Origin of the sequence: Streptomyces sp. MS06 (genome assembly GCF_047200655.1) — a bacterium.
Classification (GTDB): Bacteria; Actinomycetota; Actinomycetes; order Streptomycetales; family Streptomycetaceae; genus Streptomyces.
Window position 1 is genome coordinate 1 of the sequence record NZ_JBJZOJ010000034.1, and the last position, 18,174, is coordinate 18,174.

The following is an 18,174-nucleotide window of genomic DNA, read 5'->3' on the forward strand; positions in this document are numbered from 1 at the left end:
CGCTGCACCGCCTTGCCCCCGTACGGACGTCGCAGGAGCGACTCGTCGAGTACGAAGCTCAGGAAGGGAGCGGGCCGACGATCGAAGATGTCCTGCCGCACCAAGCGTGCCCCCACGCGCTGCTCGATGGTCTCCTCGTCCAGAGGAGGGCGCCTCATGGCAAGCAGCGCCCTCATGTGCTCCTCGGTCTGAAGTAGTCCGTTCAGTACGGGCATGCTGTAGGAGACCAGCTCAACCGCCTCCTTCTCCAGGGCGGCCATCCCCTGGAAGAACACCGGATACTGCGCCCGCTCCACCTGCTCCTTCCACACGCACAGCAACCCGCCCGCCCCCAGCACCTCGTCCGCCCGCTCGATCGTCCGGGGCGACGGAATCCGGCGCCCCTGCTCGAACGACGCGACCGTGGACGCCGAGTACCCGATCCGCCTCCCGAACTCCTCCCGCTCCAGCCCCTCCCGTACCCGCAGCGTCTTCAAGGTCTGGCCGAACGCGACGACCACGCCCCGCCCGCCCTCGTCCTCCGGCCGCCGTCCCGCCCCGTCGTCGTTCTCCCAGCCGTCCCCGAGGCTCACGACCGCGCCCGCCGCCGCGTCGCCCTCGTTCTCACGCTCCCCGGGAACCGCCTCGGCACCCGCCACCGCACCCTTGCGCTCCGTCATGCCCCTCACTGCCTCTTTGCCTCAACGCCCCGGCACGGAACGCCGCAACGGCGCGCTGCGCGTACGCGCGAGGACACCCCCACGTACAGCGACCCCCTGTCGCAGCGTCACCAATGGTCACGCTACGCGACCGACGGCACCGTGGTCGGTGTGACGACGAAACCCGCCAACCCGGAGGGGTACGTACCCGTACCCGTATCTGAGGCTGACCGAGGAGGTCCGCATCTCCGACGCCCACATCCGCATCACCGCCGAGGCGCGCGATCGGCTGCTCACCCCCGAGGAGCGCGCCGCCCGCGCCGACCAGGCGCGCGCCGCTCTGCGGGCGTGGAACGGCTATGCCCCGGGCGCGAGCGAACAGGCCGGACTCGACGCGGAGTTGGACCGACGGCTGGTGGGGCGGGGGCCGGGTGACCCCGCCGAGCTCCCCGTGGCTCGGGAGAGCCCACTCAGCGCGGGCGCCGGATCAGGGAGAAGAGGGCGCCCTCGGGGTCCGCGGCGGTGGCGACGCGGCCGTGGGCGGTGTCGTGGGAGGGGGTGACGGGACGGCCGCCGAGGCCGGTGACGCGGGTGAGCGCGGCGTCGGTGTCGGCGACCTCGAAGTACGTCATCCAGTGCGGGCCCCGGTCGCGGTCGAGCGCGCCGCCCGCGCCGCGGAGGCCGGCGACCGGGTGGCCGGCCAGGTGCAGGGTGACGTAGTCGAGGTCGGGGGAGGACAGAGGCTCGCGTTTGTAGCCGAACACCGTCTCGTAGAACGTCAGGACGCCGGCCGTCTCGTAGGTGACCAGTTCGATCCACGCGGGTGTGCCCGGTACGCCGGTGGCTGCCGGTCCCGGGTGATCCGGCGGCCGGCGGATGCCGAAGAGGGCGCCGGACGGGTCGGAGGCCATGGCCAGCCGGCCCGCGCCGGCGGCGTCCAGCGGGCCGACGCCGACGGTGCCGCCGCACAGCCGGACCGTCTCGGCGGTGGTGTCCACGTCGTCGGAGGCGAAATGGGGCGTCCAGGCGACGGGCAGCCCGCGCCCCGACGGCATCCGTCCGATGCCTCCCACCTCGCGGTCGTCGAGCAAGACCCGCACGCTGGGACCCAGTTGCGGCGGTCCGGGCCGGAACTCCCAGCCGAACAGCTCCCGATAGAAGTCCTGGGCCGCGGTCAGGTCGTGCACCATCAGGCTCACCCAGCAGGGCGTGCCGGGCGTGTACCGGGCGTGCGTCTCGCCGTTGCGGTCGGCCGACCCCCGTGCCTCGGTCATCGTCACTCTCTTCTCGGCCCCCTGCGGCGGCCGCGTCGTCTCCGCTCTCCGGACCCCTGCGCCGATGCTCGCAGCACGGTGGGACCGCGCGTGGCGGGCGCGCCGTGCGCGGAGCCGGACCCGGAGGGCGCGCGCTGCCCGGATGCCCGTCGCTGCCGTGCTCCGGCCGACGGGCGGCGAACTTCTGTACGGCGTGTGCTCGATCCCGTACGCCTGGTGATCGAGCCGGTCCGGGCCGCAGGTTAGCCCGACATCGACCACGCGGCCACCCCGTGCGTAAGGATGGTGACCATGAACGCCATCATCTCCGCATCCGAACTCGCGAAGGACCTGGCGGGTGGCGACCCGCCGGTCGTCCTCGACGTCCGCTGGCAGCTCAGCGTCGCCAAGGCGGCCGGTGAGCCGCCCTTCGACGGGCGTGCCGCCCACGCGGCCGGGCACGTCCCCGGCGCGGTCTACGTCGACCTGGACACCGAGTTGGCCGCGCCGCCGAGTGCGGCGGGGCGCCACCCGCTGCCCGATCTGCCCGCGTTCGGTGCGGCGATGCGCCGGGCCGGCGTGTCGGCGGAGCGGACCGTGGTCGTCTACGACGGCGGCCAGGGCTGGGCGGCCGCCCGCGCCTGGTGGCTGCTGCGCTGGACGGGTCACCCGGACGTGCGAGTCCTCGACGGCGGGTTGCCGGCGTGGGAGGGGGAGCTGTCGACGGACCTGCCGACACCGGAGGCGGGCGACTTCCGGCCGGTCCCGGGGGCGTCCGGGCTGCTGGACGCGGACGGTGCCGCCGCGCTGGCCCGTTCGGGTGTGCTGCTCGACGCGCGGGCGGGGGAGCGGTACCGGGGGGAGGTTGAGCCGGTCGACCGGGTCGGCGGCCACATCCCCGGCGCGCTCTCGGCGCCGACCGCGGACAACGCCCGCCCCGACGGCCGCTTGCTGCCCGCGGAGGAACTCAGGGCCCGCTTCGCGGCGCTGGGCGCCGTCCCGGGGGCCGAGGTGGGGGTGTACTGCGGTTCGGGGGTGTCCGCGGCCCACGAGGTGCTGGCGCTGGCCGTGGCGGGGGTCGCCGCGGAGCTGTACGTGGGCTCGTGGTCGGAGTGGTCCTCGGACCCCGGCCGTCCGGTCGCCACCGGCCCGGACCCCCGGAGTCGCCCGGACGCCGGGTAGCCGTCCGGGCCCCGGTAGTCGCCCGGACCCCGGGCAGCCGTCCGGACCGCAGGAGCCCGCCGGGCTTCCGGGGCCGCCGACGCCGGCTGCGGCAAAGGGGCGCGGTGCGGCCCCGGGCGCGGGGTCCTGCGGTCCCTGAGGCCTCCGGTGCCGGCGCGGGCGGCCGCCCACAGTGCAGGATCGTTACTGCAAGGGCGCGGGCGGCCAATGCGGGTGGAGCACGCCGCCGCGGGCGGCGCACCGGGGGCGAGAGCCGGGGCGAGTGCGTCCGGGTGCGGCCCCCCGCCGGACGCGGCCCCCCGCCACCCGTACCAAAGGCGAACGGCTGCCGCGACGAAGTGAGAGTGACTACTCCTGCTTCTTCCGGCGCGTACCGAACACGATCTCGTCCCAGCTGGGCACGGCGGCGCGGCGTCCGGGGCGGACACCGTCGGCCTCGGCCTGGCGGTCGGTGGCGCCGACGAGCCGGTCGCGGTGGCTGCTGACCGAACGGGGCATCAGCACGTCCGCGTACGCCGAGCCGGCCGAGGCCGCCGGGGCGGGCGGCTCCTCCGCCTCGGGCTCCTGGTCGGGCTCCTCCGCCGTCTCCGCCGGACGCTCGGGCACCACCATGTCGCCGCGGAAACTGGGCACCGCCTCCAGCAGGCTGGTGAGCGAGTCCCGCTCGCCGGCGCCCTCCTCCGCGGGCTCGGCAGGCGCTGCGGGCAGGCTCGGCAGCTCCCGGTCGTGGCCGCGGTCCAGTGGACGGTCGCGCGGCAACCGGGCGATCCGCGGCACGAAGGGCAGGCTGGGTTCCGGGGCGGCGAGGTCGTCGGACTCGCCGATCAGCGAGCGCGCCTCCTCGTCCACGGCCTGCACGAGCCGGCGCGGTGGATCGTAGGTCCAGCTCGCCGCGTGCGGTTCACCCGCGACCCGGTAGACCAGCAGCACCTCCCAGGTGCCGTCGTCGCGGCGCCAGGAGTCCCACTGCACGGTGTCCTTCTCGGCGCCGCGCAGCAGCAGCCGCTCCTGCACCGCCTCACCGAGCTGCGGCCCGGCCGAGTTCTCGCCGGGGCGGCGGACCGGTGTCTTGCGGGCGCGCTCGGCCATGAACGCGCGCTCGGCCAGTACGGGGCCCTCGAAGCGCCGCACCCGGTCGACGGGGATGCCGGCCATCTGCGCGACCTCCTCCGCGGTCGCGCCGGCGCGTATACGGGCCTGGATGTCGCGGGGGCGGAGATGGCTCTCCACCTCGATCTCGATCTGGCCGAGGCGGGGACGGTCACCGCGTACGGCGGCACGCAGCCGCTCGTCGATCGGAAGGGTGTACTCCGTTGAGTCCGCAGCCTTCAGCACCAGCCGTGTGCCGTCATTCGAGACGGCCACGACACGCAGTTCGGGCATGGGGACCTCCCGGGTGGTGCCTGCCGACGTCACGTGCGTCGCTGCTTCCGCTAGTCGAGTGTGGCCTGCCCGGGTGCAGCCTGCCACAACCTTGCCGAGTTGCCCGGCGTGTCGGGCACGGGCCCTGGGTCGCCGTTATGGCACGGTTACCTGTTGGCCACGCTGAGTGACCGATGTTGTCACCCTGTGCAACCAGCCTCCTTGGGGCGGTCCGGCGAAGATCCGGACAGCCTGGCGGGAGGCCGGACCCAGGGCTCGCAACAGTACTCCATTCGGGCCATGTGCGTGGATTGGCACGCCGCCCAACTTCTGGTGAGGGGCGGTACTTGGCCGCCCCGGTCGGGTTTCCTCGATCTTGGGCGTGGCACACCTCACGCGAGGGCCGGAAGCGGGACCGGCGCTCCCTCCCGCACCTCCCCCTCCCGCCCCCCTTCCAGAGCGATTGACCATTCGAAATGGTGACTGCCCGTCAAGTGGTGAGCCATGTACCGGCGGAGGCAAAGGCTCGGCAACATCCGGCTCGCCGGGGGGCCCGGTACCGGTCCGGTGGGGGCGCGAGGGAGGCTCAGGCCCCCAGTACCCGCCGCAGGTGGTCGTTCCGGAAGCGCCGGTCGGGGTCCAGCCGGTCGCGCAGTGCGGTGAACTCCCCGAACCGCGGGTAGACCCGGGAGAGGTACTCGGCGTCCCGGGTGTGGACCTTGCCCCAGTGCGGCCGGCCCTCGTACGCGGTGAGGATGTGCTCCGCGGCGCTGAAGTACCGCTGGTACGGGGTGCCCCGGAACATGTGGACCGCGATGTAGGCGCTGTCCCGGCCGGACGCCGTGGACAGCGTGATGTCGTCGGCCGGGGCGGTGCGCACCTCGACGGGGAAGCTCACCCGGAGCCCCGACCGGTCCACCATCGCCCGCAGTTCGCGCAGTGCCTCCGTCACCGCCTCGCGCGGGAGGGCGTACTCCATCTCCACGAAGCGCACCCGGCGCGGCGAGGTGAAGACCTTGTAGGGGATGTCGGTGTAGCTCCTCGCGGACAGGGCGCGGCTGGAGATCCGGGCGATGGCCGGAACGGCGGCGGGCACCGCCCGTCCGACCCAGTTGGCCGCCTGGAAGACGCCGTTGGAGAGGAACTCGTCCTCCACCCAGCCCGCGAACCGCCCCACCGGCTGCTCCGGCCCCGCGCTGCGGTTGTTGCGCTTGGTGTTGGTGCTCCCGGTGTGCGGGAACCAGTAGAACTCGAAGTGCTCGTTCTCCGACCACAGTTGGTCGAACTCGGCGAGCACCCGGTCGAGGGGCATCGGCTCCTCCCGGGCGGTGAGCAGGAACATCGGCTCCACCGCGAAGGTGATCGCGGTGACGATGCCCAGGGCGCCGAGGCCGATCCGGGCCGCCGCGAAGATCTCGGGGTTCTCCTCCGCGGAGCAGGTGAGCACCGAGCCGTCGGCCGTGACCAGCTCCAGTGCCCGGATCTGCGCGGCGATCGAGGCCGACTCCCGGCCGGTGCCGTGGGTGCCGGTGCTGACGGCTCCCGAGACCGTCTGCTCCATGATGTCGCCCATGTTGGTGAGCGACAGGCCCTCGCGTGCCAGCGCCGCGTTGAGCCGCTTGAGGGGGGTGCCGGCCTCCACCGTGACGGTGCCGGCCCGCCGGTCGATCGCGCGTATGCCGGTCAGCAGTCGGGGACGGACCAGCAGTCCGTCGGTGGCCGCGATGGACGTGAAGGAGTGCCCGCTGCCGACCGCCTTGACCGGCATGCCCTCCTCGGCCGCCCGGCGCACGGCCGCGGCCAGCTCCTCGACGGAGGCCGGAGCGACCTCCCGCGCAGGCCGGGCGGAGACGTTGCCGCCCCAGTTACGCCACGTGCCGCTCTTCCCGCTCGCTGTGCTGCTCAAGGCTGCCTCCCCGCGCCGTGACCGGCCTGCTGAGCCGGCGGTACCCGAGGAAACCGACCGCGGCCGCGACGGCTCCGGACACCACCGGAACCCCGTACCCGGCCCGCGCCCCGGCCGCGTCGATCACCCAGCCGCCGGCGGAGGAGCCGAGCGCGACCCCGACCGTGAGCCCGGTGCTCACCCAGGTCATCCCCTCGGTCCGGTGCGCGCGTGGTACGTGCTCCTCGATGAGGGACATCGTCGTGATCAGCGTCGGTGCCACCGACATCCCCGCAAGGAAGAGCGCCACGGCCAGGAACGGCAGGTTCCCGACCAGTAGGAGGGGGATCATACTCACGGCCATGGTGCACACGCCCAGCAGCCATCGGCGAGCGGCCGCCCCGGTGACCCGCACCAGCCCGAACACGAGCCCCGCCGCGCAGGATCCCGCCGCGTACACCGCCAGCACCACGCTCGCGGCCCCCTTGTGCCCCTGCTCGTCGGCGAAGGCCACGGTCACCACGTCGACCGACCCGAACACGGCACCGGTCGCCATGTAGGTCGCGACCAGTACCCGCAGGCCCGGCGAACGCAGCGCCGTCCCACCGCCGTGGTCCCCACGCGGGTGGGGAGCCGGCTCGGTGGCCCGCTGCGCGGTCAGCCAGAGGACGCCGGACGCCAGGCAGCAGGCCGCCAACAGCGGCCCCGCCTCCGGGAACCAGGCCGTGGACAGCCCGATGGAGACGATCGGCCCGACGATGAAGCACACCTCGTCGACGACCGACTCGAAGGAGTACGCGGTGTGCAACCGCGGTGTGCCCCGGTAGAGGGCGGCCCAGCGCGCGCGGACCATCGCCCCGAGGCCGGGCACCGCGCCGATGCCCGCGGCGCAGGCGAACAGCAGCGGGGTCGGCAGCCCGGCGTGGGCGCTGAGCAGCAGCCCGGCCGCCGCGGTGAGCGAGACCAGGGCGGCCGGGCGCAGCACCCGGCGCTGCCCGTGCCGGTCCACCAGCCGCGAGATCTGCGGGCCGACCACCCCGGCGGACAGCGCGATGGTCGCCGACAGCGCGCCCGCGAGGCCGTAGCTGCCGCTGAGCTGCGAGATCATGGTGACCACGCCGATGCCCATCATCGACAGCGGCAGCCGCCCGAGGAAGCCCGCGGCGGAGAACGCCCTGGAGCCGGGGGCGGAGAACAGGGCACGGTAGGCACTGGGCACGGGGTCTCCGCTGGGTCCGGTACGGCCGGGGGTGCGCGTGTCCGTACGAGGTGGGGCGGCCCGGGCCGGCGGCCGGGCCCGGTGGCCGGGTGCGCCCGCACCCTTGTGAGGCGCGAACGTGTAAGGCGCGAACGGGGCTGGTACAGGTTACCGGCGCTGCGTTCGCCGCGCACCGGTGCCTCCTGCCGCGGTTTCCCCGCCCCGCGGTTCGCGCCGCGTGTCCGCGGCCCTGCGTTTCCGGGCCGTCGGTACCGGGTGGCAGGATCGAGACATGCCAGACGCGCTCGATGCCACCCCCTACGACGCCCTGCTCCTGCTGTCCTTCGGCGGCCCGGAGGGCCCGGACGACGTGGTCCCGTTCCTGGAGAACGTGACGCGGGGACGCGGCATCCCCAAGGAACGCCTGAAGGAAGTCGGCCAGCACTACTTCCTGTTCGGCGGGGTCAGTCCGATCAACGCCCAGAACCGCGCCCTGCTCGACGCGCTCCGCAAGGACTTCGCCGACCACGGTCTCGACCTGCCCGTGTACTGGGGCAACCGCAACTGGGCGCCGTACCTGACCGACACCCTGCGGGAGATGGTCCGCGACGGGCACCGCCGCATCTGCGTCCTCGCCACCAGCGCCTACGCCTCCTACTCGGGCTGCCGCCAGTACCGGGAGAACCTCGCCGAGTCCCTGGAGGCGCTCCGCTCGGAAGGACTGGACCTGCCGGAAGTCGACAAGCTGCGGCACTACTTCAACCACCCCGGCTTCGTCGAGCCGATGACCGACTCGGTGGTCCGGGCCCTCGCCGACCTCCCCGACGGCGTCCGGGACGGCGCCCACCTCGCCTTCACCACCCACTCGATCCCCACCGCCGCCGCCGACACCTCGGGCCCTCCCGGCGGCCATGGAGCGGGCGGGGCCTACGTGGCACAGCACCTGGACGTGGCGCGTCTGATCGCCGGCTCGGTGAGCGAGCGCACCGGCGCCGACCACCCCTGGCAGCTCGTCTACCAGTCCCGTTCCGGAGCCCCGCACATCCCGTGGCTGGAGCCGGACATCTGCGACCACCTCGAGGAACGGCAGGCCGCCGGGGCCCCCGCCGTCGTCATGGTCCCCATCGGCTTCGTCTCTGACCACATGGAGGTCCTGTACGACCTCGACACCGAGGCCGAGGCCAGAGCGGCGGAACTGGGCCTGCCGGTGCGCCGCTCGGCCACCGTGGGCGCCGATCCGCGGTTCGCCGCGGCGATCCGCGAACTCGTCCTCGAACGGGCCGCGGTGGAACGGGGCCTGGACGTCGCCCCGTGCGCCCTGGGCGCGCTCGGCCCGAGCCACCACCTGTGCCCCGCGGGCTGCTGCCCGGCCCGCACCCCCCGGCCCGCCGCCGCGGGCGCCGACAGCCCCTTCGCCTGAGGAGTGCCGTGACCGACCCCCTGCACGCCGACCTGCTCCGGCTCGCCCGGGAGGCCGCCCGCCGCGCCGGCGCGCTGCTGCGCGACGGGCGCCCGGCCGACCTCGCGGTCGCCGCCACCAAGTCCAGTCCCATCGACGTCGTCACCGAGATGGACGTCGCCGCCGAGAAACTGATCACCGGACTGATCTCCGAGCAGCGCCCCGACGACGGCGTCCTCGGCGAGGAGGGCGGCTCCACCGAGGGCAGCAGCGGCATCCGCTGGGTCGTCGACCCGCTCGACGGCACCGTGAACTACCTGTACGGGCTGCCCACCTGGGCCGTCTCCGTCGCGGCGGAGCAGGACGGCGAGACCGTCGTCGGAGTCGTCGAGGCCCCGATGCGCGGCGAGACGTACCACGCCGTGCGCGGCGGCGGAGCCTGGGCGACCGATGCCCGGGAGGGCGAGCGCCGCATGTCCTGCCGGGCGGCGGCGCCGCTGGACCAGGCGCTGGTGTCCACCGGCTTCAACTACGTCGCCGACGTCCGCGCGCACCAGGCGGAGGTCGCCGCGCGCCTGATCCCGCTGGTGCGGGACATCCGGCGGGGCGGCTCCGCGGCGATCGACCTGTGCGACGTCGCGGCCGGCCGGCTCGACGGCTACTACGAGCGCGGGCTGCACCCCTGGGACCTCGCCGCGGGCGACCTCATCGCCCGGGAGGCGGGCGCGGTGACCGGTGGACGTCCCGCACAGCGCCCCTCCCGGGAGCTGGCGGTCGCGGCCACCCCGGCCGTCTTCGAGCCGCTCCAGGGGCTGCTGGAGGACCACGGGGCCTGGCACGACTGAGGCCGCCGGTCCGCCGCACCCACCGACCGCTCCGCGAAGCCCCCGCGCGGCACCGCGGGGCACCGTGCGTCATCGCGGGGCACCGTGGGGCGGCGCCCGCGGGTCGTCGCACGGCGGGGCAGGCCCCGGGCCGGCCCCCGGGGGGCCTGCGGGCCCCGCAGCGCGCCCCGGCTTCCCCCGCGGCGGCCGCTTCGCCCCGGCGGGCCGAGGGGCACGCGAGAGGCCCCGGCGCTGGATTCGCCGGGGCCCTCGCGTGCTGCTGCGTGCTGCGTACCGTGTGCGGTCAGACGCCCGACACACCGACCTCCACACCGTGCTCGGCGGCGAGACGGCGCAGGTCGTCGAGTTCCGACTGCTCCACGTCGACGAGGAAATCGTCGCCCTCGTCGCGAGCCCGCGTCAGGTCGGACTCGGTCGTCCTTATGCGCTGCAGAAGTCCTGCGGTGAATGCGTCCATGCTGCGCCCCCTCGTCCTGGGTCGTGGGTCGATGGCACGGGGGTGTGCCGTTCGGAAGGGGCGATCACGTCTCCCGTGGGCGCCCGGCGCTGCCCGCGCCGGGGCGACGGTGCCGGACACCCACGCCCACTCTGCGGAAGCGGATCGCGACGTGCCGCATGGTGGTGCGGCACAAGCAGAGAGTGATCGCGGGGTATGAAGCGTCCTCCCCCTCCTCACACGCGGAGAAACCTCGGCGGGAGCAGATTTCTTCCGGCCGACCGCGTACCGGCGGCATGTCGACGGCGCACGGGACCGCCTCCGCACCCCGGGCAAGGTCGTCTTACAACCGGTTTATGGCCGAAAGCGGCAGGATGGAGTCCTGACCCTGCAAGCAGAACCGCACACGTGTGCCCTTTCGGGTGCACGGGCGACTCGGAGGAAGGACAAGCGACGTGCGCGTACTCGTCGTCGAGGACGAGCAACTGCTCGCCGATGCGGTGGCCACCGGACTGCGCCGGGAGGCCATGGCCGTCGACGTCGTGTACGACGGTGCGGCCGCCCTGGAGCGCATCGGCGTCAACGACTACGACGTGGTCGTCCTCGACCGCGACCTCCCCCTGGTGCACGGCGACGACGTCTGCCGCAAGATCGTCGAACTCGGCATGCCCACCCGGGTGCTGATGCTGACGGCCTCCGGCGACGTCAGCGACCGTGTCGAGGGCCTGGAGATCGGGGCGGACGACTACCTCCCGAAGCCCTTCGCGTTCAGCGAGCTCATCGCCCGCGTCCGGGCCCTCGGACGGCGTACCAGCGTGCCGCTGCCGCCGGTCCTGGAGCGGGCCGGCATCAAGCTCGACCCGAACCGCCGCGAGGTCTTCCGGGACGGCAAGGAGGTCCAGCTCGCACCCAAGGAGTTCGCCGTGCTGGAGGTGCTGATGCGCAGCGAGGGCGCCGTGGTCTCCGCGGAGCAACTGCTGGAGAAGGCCTGGGACGAGAACACCGATCCGTTCACCAACGTGGTGCGGGTCACCGTGATGACGCTCCGCCGCAAACTGGGCGAGCCACCGGTCATCGTCACCGTCCCCGGCTCCGGCTACCGGATCTGATCAGTGATGGCCGCAACACCCCCACCCCCCGCAGCACCGCCCGCAGCGCCGCCGAAGCCCACCTGGGACCCGCGCAAGACGGACTCGCCCTTCCCCTGGCTGCGCCCGACCATCCGGATACGCCTCACACTGCTCTACGGCGGCATGTTCCTGATCGCCGGCATCCTGCTGCTGTCGATCATCTACCTGCTGGCGGCCCAGGCCCTGCACGAGGGCAGCGGGCAGTCGTTCCAGGTGACCGGGAACAACCTGAACATCACCAGTTCCACCTGCCCCGCGCTGAACACGGCCCCCGACAGCGAGCACCTCAACTCGGTGCTCAAGCAGTGCGAGGCCGTGCAGCGCCAGCATGCCCTCGACGACCTGCTCAGCCGCTCCCTGCTGGCCCTGCTGGGCCTCGCGGTGATCGCCTTCGCCTTCGGTTACGCGATGGCCGGCCGGGTGCTGTCCCCGCTCGGCCGGATCACCCGCACCGCCCGCGCGGTCGCGGGCTCGGACCTGTCCCGCCGGATCGAGCTGGACGGGCCGGACGACGAGCTCAAGGAGCTGGCCGACACCTTCGACGACATGCTGGAGCGGCTGCAGCGCGCCTTCACCGCCCAGCAGCGCTTCGTCGGCAACGCCTCGCACGAGCTGCGCACCCCGCTGGCGATCAACCGCACCCTGCTGGAGGTGCACCTGTCGGACCCGGGAGCGCCGGTGGAACTCCAGCAACTGGGCAAGACGCTGCTGGCCACCAACGAGCGCAGCGAGCAGCTCGTGGAGGGGCTGCTGCTGCTGGCCCGCAGCGACAACCAGATCGTCGAGCGCAAGCCGGTGGACCTCGCCGAGGTGGCCGCGCAGGCCATCGACCAGGTGCACGGCGAGGCCGAGGAGCGCGGCGTGGAGATCCGCGGCAGACGCGGCCCCGCCGTCGTCCAGGGCAACGGCGTGCTGCTGGAGCGCATCGCGCTGAACCTGGTGCAGAACGCCGTCCGGTACAACGTCCCGGAGGGGGGATGGGTCGAGGTCACCACCGAGGTCCAGCACGGCCGGGCCGTGCTGGTGGTGTCCAACACGGGGCCGGTGGTGCCGGCCTACGAGATCGACAACCTCTTCGAGCCGTTCCGGCGGCTGCGCACGGAGCGCACCGGCAGTGACAAGGGCGTCGGACTCGGTCTGTCCATCGCGCGGTCCGTGGCGCGGGCGCACGGTGGGCACATCGCGGCCTCTCCGCGCGAGGGAGGAGGGCTCGTGATGCGCGTCTCGCTCCCGATCTGACATCATGCCGCCGACACGCACGGGGATGTTCGCTTTGAGCGAATTTTTCGGGGTACTCCTCCGGCCTGCGCATGTGTGATCGATCACAAGGGCGATTTTCCGGCCATCTACTCTCCGTGATCATCGGGGCGGTTGAAAAGCCGGAAAGATCCGGGTTTTCGCAGGTCCTGATCACGGGAAGTACACGGTGAGACGCCTTTGAAGTGTGATGTTCGGACCGTGTACGGTCCCGTTCGCCATCCAAGCCGATCACTCGTGAGGGGGCCGCTTGGGTGTCGATTGAGTAACAGACCTTGATGTGAGGCAAAATCTCCGCCTCGGGTCGGGCACAAGTCCGGCCTCTCACGCGTTACGTGCGCTGGAGACACCGCAGACACCCAGAGGGGGAGAGCGACATGGCAACCGACTACGACACCCCACGCAAGACCGACGACGACGTCGATTCCGACAGCCTTGAGGAGCTGAAGGCCCGGCGGAACGACAAGTCCGCCTCGGCGGTCGACGTCGACGAGTTCGAGGCCGCGGAAGGCCTGGAACTTCCCGGCGCCGACCTGTCCAACGAGGAGCTGGCCGTCCGGGTGCTCCCGAAGCAGCAGGACGAGTTCACCTGCATGAGCTGCTTCCTGGTGCATCACCGCAGCCAGCTGGCCCGCGAGAAGAACGGTCAGCCGATCTGCCGCGACTGCGACTGAGGAGGGGTCGGCCGTGACTGGCTCGACCCCTCCCCGGAAGCGCCGCTCGCCCCTGAGGGCAGCGGACTCGGGGCCGCTCGGCGGCCCCCACGGCGTGCGTGACGACGAGCGAGGCTCACCCGGTACGGCGGATCACACCTCCGGCGTGACGGGTACGGCCTCGCTCGAACCGGCAGGCGTCCGGGCTGACCTCCCGGCGCCGACTCGGAGTCCGGCGCCCGTCGCCAGGCGACGGGCCGCCGCGATCCGGCAGAAGGCCGCCGACCTGGCGGACCAGGCCGCCCACAAGGGCGGCGCACGGGCCAGAGCGGGGCTGGCCTTCCTCACCGACCGCATCATCGACCTCGCCCCGCGGATCCCGGTACGGGACCTCGCGACGCTCCGCAGGCAGTTCCCCGGACTGGAGCCGGAACAGCTCGCGGACAAGCTCGTGACGGGCGCGGCGAGCGGGACCTCCACCGTCGGCGCGGGAATCGGCGCGGCGGCGATGCTGCCGGTGCCGCCCGCGATGCCGACCGAACTCGCCGCGGAGATCACCTCCGTCGCGGCGATCGAGCTGAAACTGATCGCCGAACTCCACGAGGTCTACGGCCTGCGGCCGCCCGGAAACCTGAGCAGACGCAGCACCGCCTACCTGCGCTCCTGGTCGGGCGAACGCGGGATCGACGTGCTCGACCCGTCGACCGTCGACGCGGCCCTCGGCGGCCGCCTGAAGCGGGAACTGCGCCGGCAGATCACGAAACGCCTGGTGCGCGACCTGCCCAACCTCATGCCCTTCATGGTCGGCGCCGCGGTGGGCGCCGTGGTCAACCGCCGGGAGACCAGAAGACTCGCCGCCCATGTCCGAGCTGACCTGCGCAGACTCCAGGTGCCCTGGGACGTCCTGCCCGAGCTGCCGCCGCTGGAGCAGCCCGCCGAGCCGCTCCCCCTGAAGGAGAGAGCCGAGGAGGCGGGCGGGACCGCCGGGTTCACCGGACCCTGACGCGCCGCCGCAGCCCTTACCGGCCCCGCTATCCCCGAGCGGCCCGCGCCGACTCCAGCGCCTCCGCCAGCCGCCCCGGCTCACGCGTCGACAGGTACAGGTACGGCGTCGGATCCTCCGGGTCCACGACCTCCACCCGCAACGCCGTCGGGATGTACGCCCGCAACAGCATGAACGCGCGCACGTCGGCCCTGTGGGTGCGCCAGGCGCGGGCCTCCTCGGCGTCCAGCACCTCCGCCTCGCCGAGCGCCGCCACCGGGATCCGCGCCTCGCCGGCGATCAGCAGGTCGCCCACCACGCGGATGCGAGGGGAGCCGTAGGCGCTGGCGGCGACGGCTGCGACGGCGGTGCCGCCCACCAGGCCGCCCAGCAGCGGCAGGGTCCCGAAGGGCAGCAGGACCAGCGCCATCGCGAGGCCCACCAGGAGGGAGATCAGCCACCACGAGCGCGGGGCGGTGAGGCGTTCTTCGTAAGGGGCGGCGGAGAGCTGCATGGAGTCAAGCTTGGCACGCCTCCCGGACGGGCCCGGTCCCCGGGTGCGGCGCCGCCGGAGCGCCGCCGAGTGCGGCGACGGCCGGGCACCGGCGGGCGGGTAAGGTCTGCGGCTGTGAGTGGTACTTCCCCAGCCCTTCAGCCCCCGGCCGACGCCGTGCCGCCGGTGCGCCACCCCGACGCCCCCGCGCCCGGGGAACTCCTCGGTGCCCACTACGAACACTGTTTCGGCTGCGGCGGCGGCCAGCCCCACGGACTGCACCTCGAGGCCCGTGCCGGCGAGGGCGTCAGCATCACCGCCGAGTTCACCGTGCAGCCCGCCCATCAGGGCGCGCCGGGACTCGCCCACGGCGGGGTGCTGGCCACCGCCCTGGACGAGACGCTGGGCTCGCTGAACTGGCTGCTGCGGACCATCGCCGTCACCGGGCGCCTGGAGACCGACTTCGTCCGCCCCGTACCCGTGGGGACCGCTCTCCACCTGCAGGCCGAGGTGACCGCCGTGGCGGGACGGAAGATCTACTCCTCCGCCACCGGCCGGATCGGCGGCCCCGACGGCCCCGTCGCCGTCCGCGCAGACGCCCTGTTCATCGAGGTCAAGGTCGACCACTTCATCGACCACGGCCGCGAGGAGGAGATCCAGGCCGCCATGAGCGACCCGGACCGGGTCCGGCGCTCCCGCGCCTTCGAGGTGAACCCGTGACCCCGGCGCCCCGCGCGGAGCTGCCAGTGCTGATCCGCCGCGTCGACCCGGACGTACCCCTTCCGACGTACGCGCACCCCGGCGACGCGGGCGCCGATCTGCGCACCACCGAGGCCTGCGAACTGGCACCGGGGGAGCGTGCGGTGCTGCCCACGGGGGTGTCCCTGGCGCTTCCGGAGGGGTACGCGGCCTTCGTGCACCCCCGCTCCGGCCTCGCGGCCCGCTGCGGTCTGGCCCTCGTGAATGCCCCGGGGACGGTTGATGCCGGGTACCGTGGGGAGATCAAGGTGATCGTGGTGAATCTCGACCCGCGCGCGTCCGTGCGGTTCGAGCGCTTCGACCGGATTGCCCAACTGGTCGTCCAGCAGGTCGAGAGGGTCCGCTTCCGCGAGGTGGCGGAGCTTCCCGACTCGGCGCGGGCCGAGGGGGGCTTCGGGTCCACCGGCGGGCACGCCGCCGTGGACGGAGCGAGCGGCACGAGCGGTCGGGCCGCCGAGGGCGGCCGGACGGGTGGGAATCGATACGCTTCGGTCGTATCCGACCGGGAAGGACAGTGACGTGTTCGGACGTCGCAAGAAGAGGGATGCCGCCGAGGACGCGGCCGGCGAGGCCGAGCAGGTCGTCGACAGTGTCGACACCGAGGCGGACGACGAGGGCCCGCGCGAGCGGGTGAGGCTCGAACCCGAGCCGCGGCCCGACGGCCCCTGGGACAGCGCCGAGGTGAGCGAACCCGGCGAGGGCCGGGTGGACCTCGGCGGGCTGCTGGTGCCCGGCGTCGAGGGCATGGAGCTGAGGGTCGAGGTCGCCGGCGACGCGATCGTCGCGGCCACCGTCGTGCTCCGGGACAGTGCCATCCAGCTCCAGGGCTTCGCCGCACCCAAGCGGGAGGGCATCTGGGGCGAGGTGCGCGAGGAGATCGCCTCCGGGATCACCCAGCAGGGTGGCATCATCGACGAGGTCGAGGGCCCGCTCGGCTGGGAGCTGCGCGCCCAGGTGCCGGTGCAGCTGCCCGACGGCAAGGGCGGCTTCCAGGTGGTGCGGTTCGTCGGCGTCGACGGCCCCCGCTGGTTCCTGCGCGGGGTGATCTCCGGCCAGGGCGCGGTCCAGCCGGAGGCGGCCGGCCTGCTCGAGCAGATCTTCCGGGAGACGGTCGTGGTCCGCGGCGAGGGCCCGATGGCGCCCCGCGACCCGATCGTCCTGCAGCTCCCCAACGACGCCCAGATGGTCCCCGAGGGCGTGCAGCAGGAGGAGGCCGGCTCCCGCTTCTCCGGCGGCATGGGCCAGCTCCAGCGAGGCCCGGAGATCACCGAGGTCCGCTGACCGCGAGGCGGGACACGGCACGAGCGGGCCGCACCCGGCGAGGGACGCCGCACGGCGGCGTCCGGGCCCGGGGCGCGGCCCTTCGCCGTGCACGCGCGGCGCCCGTGCCCCCGCCGGCGCACCGCGGGGCGCAGACCATTGAACGCGCACCCGCCGACCGCGATACTGGGCCGGTTCCGGGGCGGTACGGGGGAGGGAGCGCTCATGGGCCGGGTGGCCACCGAGGTCGTGGTCCGCGTCAGCGACGTCCACAAGTCGTACGGCCGCGGTGCCGCCGCCGTCCACGCCCTGCGAGGCGTCTCCTTCGAGGTCCGGCGCGGTGAACTCGTCGCCCTCAAGGGCCGCTCCGGCTCCGGCAAGACCACGCTGCTGAACATCGTCGGCGGCCTGGACGCACCGGACCGGGGGCGGGTCAGCCTGGACGGCAGCGAGCTGTCGGAACTGGGGGAGGACGGACTGCTCGCCCTGCGCCGGGAGCGCATCGGCTTCGTCTTCCAGTCCTTCGGCCTGCTCCCCGTCCTCAGCGCCGCGGAGAACGTGGGCGTGCCGCTGCGGATGCGCCGCGCCGACCCCCGCGAGCGCGAGGAGCGCGTCTCCCTGCTGCTCTCCCTGGTCGGTCTCGCCGACCACGCCGCCCAGCGGCCGGGGGAGCTCTCCGGCGGGCAGCAGCAGCGGGTCGCCGTCGCCCGCGCCCTGGCCAACGACCCGGACCTGCTGGTCGCCGACGAACCGACCGGCCAACTCGACGCGGAGACCGGGCTGGCCGTCATGGAACTGCTGAGGGCGGTGGTCCACGCCGACCGGGACGCGGCGGCAGGCCCGTCCGGCCCGCCCGCCACGTCCGGCCCGCCCGCCGTGCTCGTCGCGACCCACGACGCCACCCTGCTCGGCCTGGCCGACCGCGTGCTGGAGCTGAGCGACGGGAAGATCGTCGAACACTGAGGCGGGGCGCGGGGCGCCCCGGTGCGGTTGCCGGGGCCACGGGTACGGCACGGTCAGCACACCCCGGTACGCTTCTGGTATGAGTGCTGTTCCTCGTTCCGAAAAGCAGGCGGGCCGCTTCCGGCGCATGCTCGGCCGGCTCTCCTCCTCGCAGGAGGACCTGGAGTCCGAGGAGCTGCGCGAGGACGCCGACACCGCCGGCTGCACCCGGATCGGGGACTGCCAGGACCGGCAGATCGTCACCGTTACTGGTACCTTGCGCACGGTCACGCTGCGTCCGCGGGCCGGGGTCCCGGCCCTGGAGGCCGAGCTGTTCGACGGCTCCGCGGCGCTGGACGTGGTGTGGCTGGGCCGGCGCTCCATCACCGGGATAGAACCGGGGCGCAAGCTGATCGCATCGGGCCGGATCTCCATGAGCCGGGGCCGCCGGGTGCTGTTCAACCCGAAGTACGAACTGCGACCCCTCGGACGGGAGTAGC

At 73.5% G+C, this 18,174-nt stretch carries 19 protein-coding genes; 12 read left to right on the forward strand and 7 right to left on the reverse strand.

Annotated features, from left to right (window positions below; translation table 11 throughout):
- Positions 1–659, reverse strand: a 659-nt coding sequence (locus ACL02U_RS19310; RefSeq protein WP_412792117.1) for a Scr1 family TA system antitoxin-like transcriptional regulator, incomplete at its 3' end; no start/stop codon positions are given.
- 449 nt (positions 660–1,108) lie between these two features.
- Positions 1,109–1,912 (reverse strand): VOC family protein, encoded by an 804-nt coding sequence (locus ACL02U_RS19315; protein WP_412792118.1) that lies wholly within the window; start codon positions 1,910–1,912, stop codon positions 1,109–1,111.
- A 291-nt stretch (positions 1,913–2,203) separates the two neighbouring features.
- On the opposite strand from ACL02U_RS19315, the gene ACL02U_RS19320 reads away from it, so the two are divergent.
- Complete coding sequence (locus tag ACL02U_RS19320) at positions 2,204–3,073, forward strand: sulfurtransferase (protein ID WP_412792119.1); 870 nt, start codon at positions 2,204–2,206, stop codon at positions 3,071–3,073.
- Positions 3,074–3,421: 348 nt separating this feature from the next.
- On the opposite strand, the gene sepH is transcribed toward ACL02U_RS19320, so the two are convergent.
- The 3 genes from sepH to ACL02U_RS19335 all read right to left on the reverse strand — a co-directional run bounded on the left by sepH (position 3,422) and on the right by ACL02U_RS19335 (position 7,539).
- Complete coding sequence (gene sepH, locus ACL02U_RS19325) at positions 3,422–4,456, reverse strand: septation protein SepH (RefSeq protein ID WP_412792120.1); 1,035 nt, start codon at positions 4,454–4,456, stop codon at positions 3,422–3,424.
- A gap of 565 nt (positions 4,457–5,021) precedes the next feature.
- Complete coding sequence (locus tag ACL02U_RS19330; protein ID WP_412792121.1) at positions 5,022–6,341, reverse strand: D-arabinono-1,4-lactone oxidase; 1,320 nt, start codon at positions 6,339–6,341, stop codon at positions 5,022–5,024.
- Positions 6,301–7,539 carry an MFS transporter gene (locus ACL02U_RS19335; protein WP_412792122.1) on the reverse strand — a complete coding sequence of 413 codons (1,239 nt, stop codon included), beginning with the start codon at positions 7,537–7,539 and terminating at the stop codon, positions 6,301–6,303. The genes ACL02U_RS19330 and ACL02U_RS19335 overlap by 41 nt, the downstream gene beginning before the upstream one ends.
- Before the next feature lie 271 nt (positions 7,540–7,810).
- Here ACL02U_RS19335 and ACL02U_RS19340 point away from each other — a divergent pair, with 271 nt between their 5' ends.
- Both ACL02U_RS19340 and ACL02U_RS19345 read left to right on the forward strand, forming a co-directional pair.
- Entirely contained in the window at positions 7,811–8,938 is a 1,128-nt protein-coding gene (locus ACL02U_RS19340) for a ferrochelatase (protein WP_412792123.1), read from the forward strand.
- A gap of 8 nt (positions 8,939–8,946) precedes the next feature.
- On the forward strand, positions 8,947–9,762 hold the full coding sequence (locus tag ACL02U_RS19345) for an inositol monophosphatase family protein (protein WP_412792124.1): 816 nt from the start codon (positions 8,947–8,949) through the stop codon (positions 9,760–9,762).
- A 283-nt stretch (positions 9,763–10,045) separates the two neighbouring features.
- Here ACL02U_RS19345 and ACL02U_RS19350 read toward each other — a convergent pair whose 3' ends face one another.
- The gene (locus ACL02U_RS19350; protein WP_412792125.1) at positions 10,046–10,219 is read right to left on the reverse strand and encodes a hypothetical protein; all 174 of its coding nucleotides are present in this window, start codon (positions 10,217–10,219) and stop codon (positions 10,046–10,048) included.
- Positions 10,220–10,653: 434 nt separating this feature from the next.
- On the opposite strand from ACL02U_RS19350, the gene ACL02U_RS19355 reads away from it, so the two are divergent.
- From ACL02U_RS19355 to ACL02U_RS19370, 4 genes are all read left to right on the forward strand, one after another.
- Positions 10,654–11,307 (forward strand): response regulator transcription factor, encoded by a 654-nt coding sequence (locus tag ACL02U_RS19355; protein WP_003993508.1) that lies wholly within the window; start codon positions 10,654–10,656, stop codon positions 11,305–11,307.
- A 6-nt stretch (positions 11,308–11,313) separates the two neighbouring features.
- Positions 11,314–12,567, forward strand: a complete 1,254-nt coding sequence (locus ACL02U_RS19360; protein WP_412792126.1) for a sensor histidine kinase — start codon at positions 11,314–11,316, stop codon at positions 12,565–12,567.
- 395 nt (positions 12,568–12,962) lie between these two features.
- Positions 12,963–13,259, forward strand: coding sequence for a DUF4193 domain-containing protein (locus ACL02U_RS19365; RefSeq protein ID WP_003993510.1), 297 nt, complete (start codon positions 12,963–12,965; stop codon positions 13,257–13,259).
- A 13-nt stretch (positions 13,260–13,272) separates the two neighbouring features.
- Positions 13,273–14,241 carry a hypothetical protein gene (locus ACL02U_RS19370; RefSeq protein ID WP_412792127.1) on the forward strand — a complete coding sequence of 323 codons (969 nt, stop codon included), beginning with the start codon at positions 13,273–13,275 and terminating at the stop codon, positions 14,239–14,241.
- 28 nt (positions 14,242–14,269) lie between these two features.
- Here ACL02U_RS19370 and ACL02U_RS19375 read toward each other — a convergent pair whose 3' ends face one another.
- Positions 14,270–14,734 carry a DUF3093 domain-containing protein gene (locus tag ACL02U_RS19375; RefSeq protein ID WP_412792128.1) on the reverse strand — a complete coding sequence of 155 codons (465 nt, stop codon included), beginning with the start codon at positions 14,732–14,734 and terminating at the stop codon, positions 14,270–14,272.
- Positions 14,735–14,848: 114 nt separating this feature from the next.
- Between ACL02U_RS19375 and ACL02U_RS19380 the strand changes: the two genes are divergently transcribed.
- From ACL02U_RS19380 to ACL02U_RS19400, 5 genes are all read left to right on the forward strand, one after another.
- Positions 14,849–15,433 (forward strand): PaaI family thioesterase, encoded by a 585-nt coding sequence (locus tag ACL02U_RS19380; protein ID WP_412792129.1) that lies wholly within the window; start codon positions 14,849–14,851, stop codon positions 15,431–15,433.
- The gene (gene dut, locus ACL02U_RS19385) at positions 15,430–15,990 is read left to right on the forward strand and encodes a dUTP diphosphatase (protein WP_412792130.1); all 561 of its coding nucleotides are present in this window, start codon (positions 15,430–15,432) and stop codon (positions 15,988–15,990) included. The genes ACL02U_RS19380 and dut overlap by 4 nt, the downstream gene beginning before the upstream one ends.
- A 1-nt stretch (position 15,991) precedes the next feature.
- Positions 15,992–16,753, forward strand: a complete 762-nt coding sequence (locus ACL02U_RS19390; RefSeq protein ID WP_412792131.1) for a DUF3710 domain-containing protein — start codon at positions 15,992–15,994, stop codon at positions 16,751–16,753.
- A gap of 204 nt (positions 16,754–16,957) precedes the next feature.
- Entirely contained in the window at positions 16,958–17,695 is a 738-nt protein-coding gene (locus ACL02U_RS19395) for an ABC transporter ATP-binding protein (RefSeq protein ID WP_412792132.1), read from the forward strand.
- Positions 17,696–17,774: 79 nt separating this feature from the next.
- Positions 17,775–18,173 carry an OB-fold nucleic acid binding domain-containing protein gene (locus ACL02U_RS19400; RefSeq protein WP_412792133.1) on the forward strand — a complete coding sequence of 133 codons (399 nt, stop codon included), beginning with the start codon at positions 17,775–17,777 and terminating at the stop codon, positions 18,171–18,173.
- The last annotated feature ends 1 nt before the right edge of the window (position 18,174 follow it).

Excerpts from the sequence above, each read along its gene's own strand:
- ACL02U_RS19320 (WP_412792119.1), top strand. The coding sequence starts at position 2,204 with ATGAACGCCATCATCTCCGCATCCGAACTCGCGAAGGACCTGGCGGGT.
- ACL02U_RS19340 (WP_412792123.1), top strand. The coding sequence starts at position 7,811 with ATGCCAGACGCGCTCGATGCCACCCCCTACGACGCCCTGCTCCTGCTG.
- ACL02U_RS19350 (WP_412792125.1), bottom strand. The coding sequence starts at position 10,219 with ATGGACGCATTCACCGCAGGACTTCTGCAGCGCATAAGGACGACCGAG.
- ACL02U_RS19360 (WP_412792126.1), top strand. The coding sequence starts at position 11,314 with ATGGCCGCAACACCCCCACCCCCCGCAGCACCGCCCGCAGCGCCGCCG.
- sepH (WP_412792120.1), bottom strand. The coding sequence starts at position 4,456 with ATGCCCGAACTGCGTGTCGTGGCCGTCTCGAATGACGGCACACGGCTG.
- ACL02U_RS19375 (WP_412792128.1), bottom strand. The coding sequence starts at position 14,734 with ATGCAGCTCTCCGCCGCCCCTTACGAAGAACGCCTCACCGCCCCGCGC.
- ACL02U_RS19400 (WP_412792133.1), top strand. The coding sequence starts at position 17,775 with ATGAGTGCTGTTCCTCGTTCCGAAAAGCAGGCGGGCCGCTTCCGGCGC.
- ACL02U_RS19315 (WP_412792118.1), bottom strand. The coding sequence starts at position 1,912 with ATGACCGAGGCACGGGGGTCGGCCGACCGCAACGGCGAGACGCACGCC.
- ACL02U_RS19365 (WP_003993510.1), top strand. The coding sequence starts at position 12,963 with ATGGCAACCGACTACGACACCCCACGCAAGACCGACGACGACGTCGAT.
- ACL02U_RS19395 (WP_412792132.1), top strand. The coding sequence starts at position 16,958 with ATGGGCCGGGTGGCCACCGAGGTCGTGGTCCGCGTCAGCGACGTCCAC.